Origin of the sequence: Enterococcus sp. C46, from assembly GCF_040887565.1 — a bacterium.
In the GTDB taxonomy this organism is placed as follows: domain Bacteria; phylum Bacillota; class Bacilli; order Lactobacillales; family Enterococcaceae; genus Enterococcus_B; species Enterococcus_B lactis.
This window is the reverse complement of record NZ_JBFOGA010000002.1, coordinates 251,572-266,306: the sequence shown is the minus strand read 5'-3', so window position 1 is coordinate 266,306 and position 14,735 is coordinate 251,572. Positions and strand designations below refer to the sequence as shown.

Genomic DNA, 14,735 nt, shown 5'->3' with positions numbered 1-14,735 from the left:
CAACAGCAGCTACTTCGGTTATTCGGGAGTGGTTATTCTCATTTTTCATCTTCAAAATGTTCATAATGAATAAGCTGGTTTTGCGTATCGCGTTTCAAAAATTCTTTAGGCGTTATACCAAACTCTCTCTTGAATGCTTTCAGAAAATGTGGATAAGACGAAAAACCACTTTTACTATATACAGCACTAGAACTACGGTACTCTCGCAACAAGTGCTTGGCATAGATCAGCTTTTTCTTCATTACATACTGATGAAACGTAAATCCAGTGTACTTTTTGAATTCTCGGGTGATATGGTATTTGCTGACAAAAAATTGCTTCTCCATTTCCTCTAAAGAAAGCGGATGAGATAAATTTTTTGAGATATATTGTAACATTTGTTCCACACGCTCATTTGGAACTACAGCATTTTGTTCTTGCGCACTCTCTTCTTTTTGTACTACTTGATTGAGAAAAATCAAGTATTCTACTAGAGCTTGTTCATATTTTATGTCTTCACCGTAAATTTTTTTATCAGGAGGGTGGTCGATAAATGATAATTTTTGCTTCAATACTTCCTGTTCGACTTGCAATACACGACTCCTTTTCTCTCCCATTGGTTGAAAACAAGCCGATAGATTAGACCATGGCGTGGAACGACTTTCCAGAAAAGAAGGGGTAACAAAGATATAGACACGCTCGAATACATCTGAAGACTGGCGGACGATACGATGCAAATCGTTGGAATGGATGAGCAGCACACTTCCTGCTTTGATCGTAAATTGCCGTCCATTCAAATAAAAAGTCGCTTCACCCTTTAATGTAGCATGGATTTCATAAAAATCATGGTGATGGTAGATTGTTTTATTTTGGCTGACGACATCTTTGACATGATAGATTTCATACTGATCAGAAACCATCGTATTGACTTGCTCACCGCTTATTTTCTTTTGGAGCATGTGCTGCACCTCCTTTGTTCAGTTTTGAACAATTATATTATATCACGTTTTTTGTAATCAAAAAGAGCTGCTTTTATATACTCTTATAAAAAAGAAGAGACGTGACATCTTCTAGCCCCGCCCCCTCCATTCTAAATATTAGTTAATCAATGTCTTCTTTACATTATTCAAGAAGACTTCTTCCATAACGAATCCCATCATTTTTTGTTTCTTCAAGAACCACATACAGATACGGACGGTTCTTCTTGATGATTTCTTTGATTTTTGTGTACTCGATCACACCGTCTCCCAAATTTACCGGCACGATTTTTTCCTGTTCGACACGAAAATCTTTCAAATGAACCGCACATATCTTTTCACCAAAACGCTCAAAAGCTTCTTCTACCAATTGGACTTGTTCTTGATAATTAGTGCTTGTAATCAAATTTGTCGGATCTAAAATGATTCCTAGATAGTCCGAATCCACTGCTTGGATCAGCTGCTCTACTCTTGCTAAAGAATACACCGGATGATTCAAACCTGGTTCTATCCCCACCATCATTTGGTATTTTTCTCCAGCTTTTACCAAGCGACGGATAACGGACACTGCTTCAGCAAATGCTTCATCTGTGAAATTTTCTTCCGTATATTGAATTTCCGGCAAGACACATCCCGTTTCCGAAGCAACCATCGACGCACCAAAGGAAGAAGCATAGTGAAGATACTGCTCGAACTTTGTCAGCAACTCTTCTCGTATCGTTAAATCTGGATGAATCATATTGATATAGCAGCTTAAAATTCCTACGGACACTTCTTGCTTTTCTAAGACTCGTTTGACATAATTTCCCATCCCAGAATTGATTTCGTTTGCGCCAGAAGACATTTCAGGAAACGAAAGACCTAAGGCGAGCTGCAGTGTATGGATTCCTTGTTCTTTTGTTTTTTCTGCAAGATCTTCTATCGTTTGGACTTGGGAAAGATCATGTCCTCTAATTGTAATGTTCAACATAATTATTCTCCTAACTCAGCATATTGGGTAGCCACATGACGATTTGCGGGAAATAGGTAATCAAAAACAAGACGACTAGGATAATCCCATAAAACGGAAGAAGTGGTTTCAGCATTGCCTCTGCTTTTACGCCTCCTACACTTGCACCGACATATAGCCCTGTACCCACAGGAGGTGTAATTGAGCCTACACACAGATTCATGATTGAAAACAACCCGTAATGTACAGGATCAACCCCTGCACTTGTGACGATTGGTAAAAATATTGGTGTAAAAATTCAGATAGCAGGCGCTACATCCATAAACATCCCCACAAGTAACAAAACGAGATTGACTAACAGCAGAATAACTAGTTTATTATCCGTTACCCCCATAATCAACGAACTGATTGCCTGAGGAATACCAGTAAATGCCATGGCAAAAGACATCATGGAAGAAGTAGCTAATAAGAACATGATTGTCCCTGACATCGCTACCGATTGAAACAACATATTAGGTATATCTTTGAGTTTTACCGTCTTATAGTAGAACATAGCAATCAACAGGGAGTAAATGACAGCTATCGCTGAAGCTTCTACTGCTGTAAATATCCCGGTCAAGATACCACCGATAATGATGACAATCAATAGAAGACTAGGAATCGCCTCTTTTATTATTTTTCCAGCATGAGCCATCTGCCCTTTTTCAACAACAGGGTATTTATTCTTTTTAGCAACGATGAATGCTACTAGCATGATCCCTAATGACCAAAAAATACCTACGAGATACCCTCCCATAAACAAAGCAGAAATCGAAGTACCACCAGCAACAAGTGAATACATGATAAAAGCAGTACTTGGAGGAATGACCATACCTGTCGGAGCTGACGCGATGTTGACTGCTGTCGCAAACTTCCGGTCATATCCTTCTTCCACTTGCTGAGGGATCAAGACTCCGCCAATCGCGGTAGAAGCGGCAATGGCTGAGCTAGAGATGGAACCAAATAAAGCATTCCCTAACACATTCGTATGAGCCAAAGCCCCCGGTACACGTCCGACGAACAACATCGCAAAATCCACTAGTTTCTTGGCTATCCCTCCATTATTCATGATAATACCTGAAAGAACAAAAAACGGAATAGCGATGAGCGAAAAACTGTTGATACTTCCCACCATTTTTTGAGCTGAACTAAAAGCAGAAACATCAAACGGTATAACTAACAATAAAGTCATCATTGATGAGAATGCAATACTTATAGCAATCGGCATCCCTAATACAAGCAACACGACAAATACAAAAAATAACACTAATCCGGCTTCTATTGCCATTTTATTCCTCCATTTTTATATTTTTTCTTGAATTGCTGGCTTGTTGCTTAATGTATCGATTAGATTGATCAGACTATAGATAATGATGAGTATCCCTGAGACAGGTACTGACAAATAGACGTACCCCATCGGAATGCTTAAAGAAGGCGAGATCTGCCCCATTGTCAACGTGACAGCATTCCATCCGCCATACACCATGATCATCGTAGCAAATACCAGAAATAAACTTTGAACAACGACTTCTAAAATTTTACTTTTTTTACCAGATAATTTTTCACTTAAAACCGTTACGGCTAAATGTGCTTTTTGTCCCACAACATACGCAGAAGACAACATAGCAAACCAGACAAGTCCGAATCGGACAAGCTCTTCTGTCACCGTATTCGGATTTCCTAAAACCGTTCTGGAAAATACTTGCCATAAAACGACAGCGACCATCCCAACAAGCAAAACAGCTCCTAGGATCTCTAACACCTTATTTAAAATCATTTTCATTACAGCTACGCTCCTTGCTCTTGGATCTTTTGATAAAGGTCTTTGTAGGCAGGATCGTTTTTGAATGTATCATGAAGCGGTGCGACTGCCTCTCGAAACGGTGTATTATCTACATCATTGAATTGAACTCCATGTTCTTCTTGTGCTAAAGCTTTCTCTTCTTCAATCGCTCTGGCAAAAGCTTCGATTTCAAAAACCGTCGATTCTTTTGCTGCTTCTTCAATCGCTTTTTCCTGTTCAGCAGTTAGCTGTTCTTTGATAGCATCATTCATGATGATGATATCGGGCACACGTGTATGCTCATCATAAGAATAGTATTTAGCTACCCCACCATGTCCAGCTGTATACAAGACAAATTCATTGTTTTCTGATCCGTTGATCAAATTGGATTGAAGAGACGTGTACACTTCATCACTTCCCATAGGGACTGGCGAACCACCTAAAAGCTCGACCATTTTAATAGCTGTTTCGCTTTGCATCACACGGATTTTCTTTCCCTTCAAATCTTCCGGCGTATGGATCGGACCGTCTACCATATAAAAGCTGCGCTGACCAGAATCATAATAGGTCAATCCGGTAAACCCTAAATTTTTGGTCGATTGGTAGATCGGTTCCATTATTTCTTCATTATCCATCACCTTAAAGAAATGTTCTTCATCATTGAATAGATAAGGAACTGAAAAAATCGAATAATCTTTAGAGAAACTTTCCAACGCTGAGGCACTTACTTTTGTGAAATCTACTGCTCCTGACTGTGTCAATTCGATTAGTTCACGTTCTCCACCCAGTTGTCCATCTGGGAAATACTGGATCTGTACGGAACCATCTGTTTTTTCTTTTACTAAACGCCCAAATTCATTCATTGCATCAATTACCGGCTGGCTGTTGCTTGCATAAGCAAAGCGCAAGGTAACTGTCTCATTTACGTCTGCATCTGCGACAGTTGCCACACTAGAATTATTTCCGCAGCCGCTTAGACCTAGCAGACCTAGGCTAAGCGAACTTGCTGCAAACAGCAGTGATGTTTTTTTCATATGGGTTTCCTTTCTTTTAACAATAAGAGACGAGCAATTCTGTCAAACAAAGCACCGTTAACGACTGTCCATAAGGCATTGCTGTGATTCCGATATTCCGATAAAAATCTAAACTATCCCCCATTCCTGTCCCGATTGAAACGTTTTGGACTTCTCCTTTTTCATCAATTTGTTCAAGCAATCCTTGGATAGCACGATAAGCGACTTCTTTATATTCTTGCGGCAAATAACGTTTATGGACCGCTTTCAAAATACCGTAAGCAAATCCTGCAGTTGCAGAAGATTCTACGTAAGAAGAAGGATCATCCAACAACGTATGCCATAAACCGCTTTCAGATTGATAAGTTTTTAATGCGCGCACTTGTGCTTCAAGTGTTTCAATCAACAACTTGCGCAATGCATCTTCTTTCGATAGTTCTAAGATTTCAATGATCTCTGGAATAGCAATCGTCAACCAGCAGTTTCCACGAGCCCAAAATGCTTCGGCATAGTTATGATTTCCTTCAAACGTCCAGCCGTGATACCACAACCCTGTTCGTTTATCCATCAAGTATTTGATATGGATCATAAACTGGTAACGAGCTTCTTCTAAATATTCTGGGCGATTCAACAGTTTCCCGATTTTTGCCAAAGGAAGCACTGTCATCATCAATGTATCGTCCCACAACTGATTCTTATTTTCCGGTCCATATGTGGCATGTTGCAACCCCTCTTCATTTGTCCGAGGCATGTCATTCATGACCCATTCTGCCCATTGTTCTAAATAAGGCAAATAGCGTGAATCTTTCGTGTCTTCATACAAGTAAGCCATCGTCAACAATGGGGCCATTGTATTGACGTTTTTTGGCGGAGCGCCTTCTTCCATCCGATCTTCAAACCATTCATTGACTACTTGATAAGCGCGAGGATTTTTTGTCATCTGGTAATTTTTATAAATACCGTATAATCCGACACCTTGTGGCCAATTCCATACTGTCCAGCTTTTGTCATCTACTTTCAATCCATCAAAGTCCAATAAAAATTCACCGTTATCGTCTTTGATCGTTGTCAGGTTTTCAACGAGCAGGTCAATTTTTTCTTTCACTAATTCTTTAGGTACAAAAATCTCTTCTTTAATAATCATCTTTATGCCACCTTTTTAAACGCTTTCATTTTATATCCTTAATATAGCAGTAATACCGTTCACTATAAATATCGCTTTTTGAACAAAAACTGTCTAAAATTGACCTAAACGTTAAATAACAAAAGTAACTTTCAAATACTTAGAAAACAAAAAAAGAACTTGGAGAAACAACGTTTTCCAAGTTCTTTTTCATCTATTTTTTTATCTCTTTTCTATGCTTTCTTTTGCTTATCCATTGTAAGCATCAATGATGATCTGTTTCAATTCAGAGATCAATGGTTCTTTCGGATTAGCTGTCGTACATTGGTCTTCGTAAGCTAATTCAGCCATACGGTCTACGGTTGTATCTAGTGTTTCTTGTGTGACTCCTTGAGCTTTTAGACTCATGTTGATGCCGACAGATTTTCCTAATTCATAAACAGCAGTTGCTAAAGCTTCGACTAATTCCTCTGTTGTTTCGCCTTTCAGACCTAAGAATTTTGCAATATCTGCGTAATCTGTATCTGCACGGAAATAGTCATATTTAGGGAACATCGCATGTTTTTGTGGATCTTTTGCATTGTAGCGGATAATATGCGGTAAAAGAATCGCATTTGTCCGTCCATGAGGGATCCCGTATTCCCCACCGATTTTATGTGCGACTGAGTGACAAATACCTAGGAATGCGTTAGCAAACGCCATACCAGCCATTGTAGAAGCGTTGTGCATTTTTTCACGTGATTCCATATCAGGTGTTCTCACTGATTTTTCTAAATAGTCAAAGACTAATTTGATTGCTTGCAGACTCAATCCGCGTGTATAGTCTGAAGCCATGACTGAAACATAAGATTCAATTGCATGTGTCAACACATCCATTCCTGTATCTGCTGTGACAGATGCTGGAACTGACATGACGAATTGAGGATCGACGATTGCGACATCCGGTGTCAATGCATAATCTGCCAACGGATATTTCACATGTGTTTCACTGTCAGTGATGACCGCAAATGGTGTTACTTCAGAACCAGTTCCTGATGTTGTCGGGATACACACGAATTGTGTCTTTTCTGGTTTATCGATCTTGTATGTCCGTTTACGGATATCCAAGAATTTTTGTTTTGCACCGAAGAAAGATGTGTCTGGGTGTTCATAGAACATCCACATTCCCTTAGCTGCGTCCATTGCAGAACCGCCTCCCAGAGCAATTACTGTATCCGGCTTGAAGTCTGCCATCAATTTCGTTCCTGCGTATACGGTATTTGTCGATGGATTCGGTTCAACCTCTGAGAAGACTTCGATTTTCACATCATTTTTGCGTCGTGACAATACTTCACGAACTGTATCGCAGTAACCAAATTGGACCATACCTGGGTCACAAACGATCATGACACGTTCAACATTTTCCATTTTCTCTAAGTACAATAGAGAATTCTTTTCAAAGAAGATTTTTGGCGGTAATTTGAACCATTGCATGTTATTTCTCCGTTTCGCTACAGTTTTGACATTGATTAAGTTTACAGCAGAGACGTTACGAGAAACAGAGTTCTTACCATAAGAACCGCATCCCAAAGTCAATGACGGAATCATTTCGTTATAGATATCACCGATACCGCCTTCTGCAGATGGTGTATTCACTAAAATACGACAAGCTTTCATTCGAAGACCGAATTTGACATGCAACTCTTCGTTTTCTGAATGGATAACTGCTGTATGTCCTAATCCTCCAAGATTCAACATACCTTCACACAAATCAAACGCATGGTCCGTGTTGTTAGCTTTGATCATGGCAAGAACTGGAGAAAGTTTTTCTCTTGATAGCGGATAATCTGGTCCTACGCCTTCCAATTCAGCAATCAGCATTTTCGTTCCTTTTGGTACACTGATTCCTGCTAATTTGGCGATTTCCATCGCAGAATGTCCAACGATCGATGGATTGACCGCATATTTTCCTTCGTTCATCACTGCATCTTCCAATTTTTGCAATTCATCTTGTTTTACGATATAAACTTGGTGTGCTTGGAATTCCGCTTTTACTGCTGCATAGATTTCTTTGTCCACGATCACAGCTTGTTCAGAAGCACAGATCATCCCATTATCAAATGTTTTCGAAACGATCAAATCGTTCACTGCACGTTTGATTTTTGCTGTTTTTTCAATATAAGCTGGTACGTTACCTGGACCTACACCTAAAGCTGGTTTTCCTGTAGAGTAAGCAGACTTGACCATTCCAGCTCCACCTGTCGCTAGGACGATCGCGATACCTGGATGGTTCATTAGCATAGAAGTCGCTTCGATCGAAGGATGTTCGATCCATTGGATACAATTTTCAGGAGCTCCGGCAGCGATAGCAGCATCACGTACCACTCGTGCTGCTTCTGCAGAAGATTTTTGGGCACTTGGATGGAAAGCAAAAACGATTGGATTTCTTGTTTTCAACGCGATCATTGATTTGAAAATCGTTGTGGAAGTCGGATTCGTTGTTGGAGTTACTCCGCAAACCACACCGACTGGTTCAGCAATTTCAATCAATCCTTTTTGGACATCTTCGTTGATTACACCAACTGTTTTATCATGTTTGATATTATGCCAAATATATTCGGACGCATACATATTTTTGATTGCTTTATCTTCGTAAACACCGCGACCTGTTTCTTCCACAGCCATCTTTGCTAATGGCATATGTTGATCTAAAGCTGCCATTGCCATTTCATGCACGATATGGTCTACTTTTTCTTGATCAAAGCTTTCCATTTCTTTCAATGCTACATTTGCTTTTTCTGCCAAACCATCAATCATTGCTTGTACGTCAATTGTCTTCGTTTTTTCTTTTTCCATTACTTTAGCCATCATTATCCTCCTAATGGGTCATGGTTATTTGTTAAATCATTCACATGTATATCATACAATATTTGTTTTTCTATGTAAACACTTTTTTGTGATTTTTTTCACAGTTATTTTTAAATACAAAATTGCTTTATTTACAAGTATTTGTATAGAAAAATATATAAAGTTATTTATTATTATTTATATGACACACCCGATTATTCAATATTGAGCAATGTATCCCATGCTCTTATCTCTTTCTTTTTTGAACAAAAAACGAGGTAGGACATCTTTCTGCCCTACCTCGTCTTTAAATAAGCTTTGATACTTATTTTTCTTTCTTCTCTTCTGTCTCTTCCAGCGTTTCTGTTGTTTCAGTTTTTACTTCAACTGTATCAGCTGGTTCTTCTGTTGTTTCAACAGTCGTTGTTGCATCATTTGTTACGACAGTCCCTGGTTTGACCGTTTTGATTGCTGCACGATCGTACTCAAGGAAGATCCCTTCGCAGTCTAAAACGACTGTCCGTTTATCATTGTCGATTTCTGAAACAACTCCGTGTAATCCGCCAATCGTTACGACTGAATCACCTGGTTTCATGCTATCTAACAAGTTTTGACGTTCTTGCTGTTGTTTCTTTTGCGAACGTGACATAAAAAACCACATTGCTAATAGCGCGATAAACATCACAAGCATTGGTAATGATCCCATTTTTTTCACCTCACTAATTCTGTATCTACAAAAAACACTTTAGCAGAAAAATGCTGCTAACACTAGTTTTTTACTTAATTTTTAAAAGATTTTCCTTTAGAAACTTTTTGCGTTTTCTTTATTGAACCCGTATTCTTCAAAAAAGGCTTCTCTAAATTCAAGCAAATTATCATCCATGATCGCTTGACGTACTTGTTTCATTAAATTCAACAAGAAGTATAAATTATGGTAAGAAGTCAAACGAATGCCAAATGTTTCATCACATTTGATCAAATGGCGGATATAGGCACGTGTATAGTTTTTACATGTGTAACAATCACATTTCTCATCAATTGGACGGAAATCATGGGCATATTTCGCATTTTTCACTACTAGACGGCCTTGAGAAGTCATGCATGTGCCATTTCGAGCGATTCGAGTAGGCAAGACACAGTCAAACATGTCTACTCCACGGATAACACCATCAATCAATGAATCAGCAGCACCGACACCCATCAAGTAACGTGGTTTGTTTTCGGGAATCAACGGTGTAGTGAATTCTAATACACGATTCATTTCTGATTTAGGTTCCCCGACAGATAATCCGCCGATTGAGTAACCAGGGAAATCCATGCCGACTAGATCTTTCGCGCTTTGACGACGAAGATCTTCAAATCCTGCGCCTTGGATGATTCCAAATAATCCTTGACGGTCTGGGTTAGCATGAGCTTTCAATCCTCGTTCTGCCCATCGAGACGTACGTTCTACTGATTTTTTCACGTAGTCGTAACTTTCATCGAATGGTGGACATTCGTCAAAACTCATCATGATATCAGAGCCCAATTTATTTTGTATGTTGATTGCTTTTTCTGGTGATAAAAACATACGCGAACCGTTCAAGTGGTTTTTGAAATGCACGCCTTCTTCTTCGATATTCCGCATATCACTTAATGAAAAAACTTGAAAGCCGCCTGAATCTGTTAAAATCGGTTGATCCCAGTTCATAAATTTATGCAGTCCGCCAGCTTCTTCTACTAAGTCTTCACCAGGGCGTAGCCATAAATGATATGTATTACTTAAAATAACGCCAGCACCCATTTCTTTCAACTCTTCTGGGGACATTGTTTTTACTGTAGCTAATGTTCCTACTGGCATGAACATTGGTGTGGGAAAAGTTCCGTGTGGCGTGATCAATTCCCCTAAACGCGCGCCAGTGTGTTTTTCTTTCTTGATTAAACGATAGCGAATGGCAGGTTGCGTCATTCATTTCCCTACTTTCTATATAAAATATCTTGACAACTCCCACCATCATAATCGTTTCAAGTGCTTTTTGCAAGTTCCCTCGGCTTCCTTCTACTTTATTTAATATTCTTTTTTTTATCTTTTTTTCATGAATAACAAAAAAGAAAAAAACATTATGACAGAAATATTTTTTGATACATGGTATATTGGTTTTATGAAAGAAAGGAGGGGAAAATCATGCAATCTTCTGCAGAATTAAAACGCCAAGCAAAAGAGAGTTTAAAAGGTCGGTGGGGTCAAGCTGTTTTATTAAATCTAATCCCTACATTGATTGGTATTGTTGCTATTCTTCTTATTATGATTCCTATTATCTTGTTTGCTATTGCCACATATGATGGATCAGCGAACGTCTCAGATGCGATGGCATCAGGAAGCGGTAGTTCAGGAGGTGGTGGTGGAATTATTTCTAGCATTATCAGCGCTTTGTTCATGAGTGGTATTTCTTGGACTTATCTTGATGTTTTACGTGGTCAAAAAGATCAGATTGAACCATTCAAAGATGCATTTCGTGGATTCAAAGGTTTGTTTATCGGCGGAGTGATCGGTTTAGCTGTGTTGATTTCAATCTTTACAACATTATGGGGTTTGTTATTAGTTATTCCTGGAATCATTAAAAGCTATTCTTATTCTCAAAGCTATTTTATCTATTATGATATCGTCCAAGAAACAGGCCAAACGCCTAAAGTACTGGATACAATCACCGCAAGTCGAAAATTGATGGATGGTTACAAAGGAAAACTTTTCTGGTTAGATCTTTCATTTATCGGCTGGCATATCTTAGCATTAGCAACTGCTGGTATCGGTTATCTATGGCTCAGCCCATACATTTCTGCAACAAAAGCAGCATTTTATGAACAATTGCCAAAAGATATTTAAAAGAGAGTGTGAGCCTGCCGTTTAATTCCGAGTTACAAAAAACAGTTTCTCATGTTTGATGAATATCGTGACTTGTGACCGAAGGGTTGGCAGGAGAACACCGTTTATCAAGAGGCAGTAAAAGAAACATTCAGCCTATTAGCAAAAAAGGAGGTGTGACAACATTCATGTCACGCCTCCTTTTTTGTATAGTTCCAGTAAAAAGAAAATCAACTTAGAAACAGTTGATCATTCCTCTTCTTCTGCTTCCGGCAATCGGTGGAACTTGATCAGTTCATTGACCGCGATTGGTACGATAGACAAAATCCCTACCAAGAACCAGTGATTCAAACTGATGTGTACTAGGCCGAATAGTTCTTGCGTAAACGGCAGCAAAGCAACAGCCGTTGTAATAGCTAATGCCAGTAACGCCATTTCAAACAACGCTTTATTTGTTGCTAAATTGACTTTGAAGATCGATTGACTGCTGCGTACATTGAACACATGCAAAATTGATGAGTAAGCTAAGATCAAGAATGCAACTGTTTGACCGACATGTTGACTTGCGTCTACCCATGGGCTGATAGTATCGACATAACTACCTAAATAATAACCAAACAAAGTTACGATGGTGAAGACCCCTGCGTTTATGGCGATTTTTTGCAATAAGCCTCGAGCAAAGATCCCTTCGTTTTTCGGAATAGGAGGCTGATCCATGATGCCGTGTTCTGCTGGTTCTCTTCCTAAAGCAAATCCTGGAAGTCCATCGGCAACTACATTGACAAACAGTAACTGTACAGCTGTGAATGGTGCGCCCCAACCTAACAGCATCGCAATCAAAACAATAAAAATCTCCGAAATGTTGCAACTTAGCAAAAAGTTGATTGCTTTACGAATATTCTGATAAACCGAGCGTCCTTGACTGACAGCATCGACGATCGTCGCAAAGTTGTCATCCGTCAGAATCATATCTGCGGCACTTTGCGCCACGTCTGTCCCTGTGATCCCCATAGCACATCCGACGTTACTTGCTTTCAACGCTGGTGCATCATTCACACCATCACCAGTCATCGCTACGACTGCACCCGTACGTTGCCAAGATTTGACGATCCGGATCTTGTCTTCTGGCGTTACCCGAGCATAGACAGAGAGAGCTTTGACACGCGCATCTAATTCTTCGTCTGATAATTGATGCAGTTCTGATCCTGAGAGTGCTTCTGACGGATCATTCAAGATACCTAATTCTTTCGCTATGGCACTGGCAGTTACCACATGATCTCCAGTGATCATGACTGTTTTGATGCCGGCCTTTTTCGCTCGCTTGATTGCTCCTTTACTTTCTGGACGTGGTGGATCGATCATTCCGATCAGGCCAATCAAACGTAAGTCTTTTTCCAATGCTTCAGAAGAAATATCTTGCGGTTCTTCGTCATAAGTAGCATAACCAACAGCAATCACTCTCAGTGCCCGTTTACCAAAGCGATCATTAACAATTGCTGCTTGTTCTACATCGCCTGAACTAAAGCGCGGAGCCAGAACATCGAATGCTCCCTTGGTGATTGAGATGTATTTTTCGCCCATTTGATGAACCGTTGTCATCATTTTTCGTTCAGAATCAAAAGGAAGCTCGTTTACTCGTGGATATTTTTCTTCTAATTCTGCTTTTGTATGATAATTCTCTTCAACAGCCCTGACGATGGCTACCTCTGTTGGATTACCTTTGATAACAAGGTCGTCATCTTCTTGTTCGACCGTCACATCTGTACATAGTGCGGCCATTTTCAATATTTCCATCGCGCTGTTCGTCATTGAGTCTTCGATATTCGTTACTTCATCGTCTTTGCTCCAGACTCGGCGGACGCGCATTTCATTTTGTGTCAGCGTTCCTGTTTTGTCTGAGCAGATAACATTAGCAGTTCCTAGAGTCTCTACTGCTGGTAGCTGCCGGATAATCGCATGTTTCCTCGCCATCTTCTGCACACCGTATGCAAGTGTCAACGTAACAATAACAGTCAAGGTTTCCGGTACAGCTGCAACAGCCAAGGAAATCGAAGTCATGAACATTTCAAGGAGTGGTTCTCCTTGTAATTCACCAATCACAAATACTAAAGCCGCAGCCGCTAAAGCGATCATACTGATTCGTTTGCCTAGCTGATTCAATCGGACCTGTAAAGGTGTTTTTTGCATGGTGTTTTCGTTCAAAAGATCCGCGATCTTACCCATTTCAGTAGCCATACCAATAGCAGTGACGATGGCTTTCCCACGACCTGCAGCAACCGTACATCCTTTAAATACCATATTGAGTTGGTCACCTAATGACTCATCTTCTTTTGCGACGAATGCTGCATCTTTTTCAACTGCTTCACTTTCCCCAGTCAACGCCGATTCTTCTACACGTAATTGTGATGCTTCGATCAAACGGGCATCGGCAGAAATAGCATCACCGGACTCTAAAACAAGAATATCACCAACCACCAGTTGCTCTGACTCAACAGTGGTCACTTTGCCGTCACGTATGACAGTTGCCGTTTGTTTATTCATATCTTGCAAGGATTCCAGTGCTTTTTCTGCGTTTCCTTCTTGGACGATCGCCAATACCGAGTTGATCACAACGATAGCGATGATCAACAGTCCTTCAAATAAATCTCCATGCTCTGTAGCAAATGCAGTATAAAAGGAAATCACCGCTGCTATAAGAAGGATGATCGTTGTAAAATCCGACAAGCTTCGAAAGAATTTCTTGATTATCGATTCTTTTGGTGCCTCATCGAATTTATTCAATCCCTGCTTTTTTCGACGTTCATCCACTTCTTGTGAAGACAACCCAGTATCTGGATCTGCTTCCGTAACCTTCCTTACTTCTTCTATTGTCTGCTTGTATTCTTCCATCCTATTCCTCCTTTAAAATCTTCGTACAAAAAAAGGTACTAATTTTACTATAACATCCTTTTTTTAATTACTTCAACCAAAGGGCTTATTGATTATTTGTTAAGAAAGCATAAAATCCAAAGCACTTATATTTGCAAACGCTACCAAAAGGTGCTATTATATAGATGTAAGGAAGGAGGATACCATCAAATAAACAGAAGAATTTCTCGATAGAACAGTGTAAGCAAACAAAGTTGTTAGAAGTACAGGTTTCACTCAGACATGCGTGTAGAGTACAAACCTATAAATAGTGAATGCGTATGGATGTTTGGATCA

10 protein-coding genes and 1 pseudogene are annotated in these 14,735 nt (G+C 39.7%); 1 reads left to right on the top strand and 10 read right to left on the bottom strand.

What is annotated here, in order from left to right:
• Positions 1-38: 38 nt before the first annotated feature.
• From AB3I27_RS04455 to tgt, 9 genes and pseudogenes are all read right to left on the bottom strand, one after another.
• On the bottom strand, positions 39-938 hold the full coding sequence (locus AB3I27_RS04455; RefSeq protein WP_002309733.1) for an AraC family transcriptional regulator: 900 nt from the start codon (positions 936-938) through the stop codon (positions 39-41).
• Positions 939-1,101: 163 nt separating this feature from the next.
• Positions 1,102-1,926, bottom strand: coding sequence for a sugar phosphate isomerase/epimerase (locus AB3I27_RS04450; protein WP_002309734.1), 825 nt, complete (start codon positions 1,924-1,926; stop codon positions 1,102-1,104).
• 10 nt (positions 1,927-1,936) lie between these two features.
• Positions 1,937-3,232 (bottom strand): annotated as a pseudogene (locus tag AB3I27_RS04445) (TRAP transporter large permease).
• Positions 3,233-3,247: 15 nt separating this feature from the next.
• Positions 3,248-3,727, bottom strand: coding sequence for a TRAP transporter small permease (locus AB3I27_RS04440; protein ID WP_002309736.1), 480 nt, complete (start codon positions 3,725-3,727; stop codon positions 3,248-3,250).
• 5 nt (positions 3,728-3,732) lie between these two features.
• Positions 3,733-4,761, bottom strand: coding sequence for a TRAP transporter substrate-binding protein (locus tag AB3I27_RS04435; RefSeq protein WP_002316606.1), 1,029 nt, complete (start codon positions 4,759-4,761; stop codon positions 3,733-3,735).
• 16 nt (positions 4,762-4,777) lie between these two features.
• Complete coding sequence (locus AB3I27_RS04430) at positions 4,778-5,884, bottom strand: glycoside hydrolase family 105 protein (protein WP_002309738.1); 1,107 nt, start codon at positions 5,882-5,884, stop codon at positions 4,778-4,780.
• A 228-nt stretch (positions 5,885-6,112) separates the two neighbouring features.
• Positions 6,113-8,710 (bottom strand): bifunctional acetaldehyde-CoA/alcohol dehydrogenase, encoded by a 2,598-nt coding sequence (adhE, locus tag AB3I27_RS04425; protein WP_222896968.1) that lies wholly within the window; start codon positions 8,708-8,710, stop codon positions 6,113-6,115.
• A 304-nt stretch (positions 8,711-9,014) separates the two neighbouring features.
• A complete protein-coding gene (gene yajC / locus AB3I27_RS04420) occupies positions 9,015-9,395 on the bottom strand; it encodes a preprotein translocase subunit YajC (protein ID WP_002320627.1) in 381 nt (126 codons plus the stop codon).
• Between the two features lie 96 nt (positions 9,396-9,491).
• Positions 9,492-10,637: a tRNA guanosine(34) transglycosylase Tgt gene (gene tgt, locus AB3I27_RS04415; RefSeq protein WP_002294183.1), complete on the bottom strand. Its 1,146-nt coding sequence runs from the start codon at positions 10,635-10,637 to the stop codon at positions 9,492-9,494.
• 216 nt (positions 10,638-10,853) lie between these two features.
• On the opposite strand from tgt, the gene AB3I27_RS04410 reads away from it, so the two are divergent.
• Positions 10,854-11,552 (top strand): DUF975 family protein, encoded by a 699-nt coding sequence (locus AB3I27_RS04410; protein WP_002293400.1) that lies wholly within the window; start codon positions 10,854-10,856, stop codon positions 11,550-11,552.
• 228 nt (positions 11,553-11,780) lie between these two features.
• Here the strand turns inward: AB3I27_RS04410 and AB3I27_RS04405 are convergent, their stop codons facing one another.
• On the bottom strand, positions 11,781-14,420 hold the full coding sequence (locus AB3I27_RS04405) for a cation-translocating P-type ATPase (protein WP_002312450.1): 2,640 nt from the start codon (positions 14,418-14,420) through the stop codon (positions 11,781-11,783).
• Positions 14,421-14,735: the final 315 nt, after the last annotated feature.

Bases quoted from the DNA above. Each gene is read 5' to 3' on its own strand.
- AB3I27_RS04410 (WP_002293400.1), top strand. From the start codon at position 10,854: ATGCAATCTTCTGCAGAATTAAAACGCCAAGCAAAAGAGAGTTTAAAA.
- AB3I27_RS04435 (WP_002316606.1), bottom strand. From the start codon at position 4,761: ATGAAAAAAACATCACTGCTGTTTGCAGCAAGTTCGCTTAGCCTAGGT.
- yajC (WP_002320627.1), bottom strand. From the start codon at position 9,395: ATGGGATCATTACCAATGCTTGTGATGTTTATCGCGCTATTAGCAATG.
- adhE (WP_222896968.1), bottom strand. From the start codon at position 8,710: ATGGCTAAAGTAATGGAAAAAGAAAAAACGAAGACAATTGACGTACAA.
- AB3I27_RS04455 (WP_002309733.1), bottom strand. From the start codon at position 938: ATGCTCCAAAAGAAAATAAGCGGTGAGCAAGTCAATACGATGGTTTCT.
- AB3I27_RS04430 (WP_002309738.1), bottom strand. From the start codon at position 5,884: ATGATTATTAAAGAAGAGATTTTTGTACCTAAAGAATTAGTGAAAGAA.
- AB3I27_RS04440 (WP_002309736.1), bottom strand. From the start codon at position 3,727: ATGAAAATGATTTTAAATAAGGTGTTAGAGATCCTAGGAGCTGTTTTG.
- AB3I27_RS04450 (WP_002309734.1), bottom strand. From the start codon at position 1,926: ATGTTGAACATTACAATTAGAGGACATGATCTTTCCCAAGTCCAAACG.
- tgt (WP_002294183.1), bottom strand. From the start codon at position 10,637: ATGACGCAACCTGCCATTCGCTATCGTTTAATCAAGAAAGAAAAACAC.
- AB3I27_RS04405 (WP_002312450.1), bottom strand. From the start codon at position 14,420: ATGGAAGAATACAAGCAGACAATAGAAGAAGTAAGGAAGGTTACGGAA.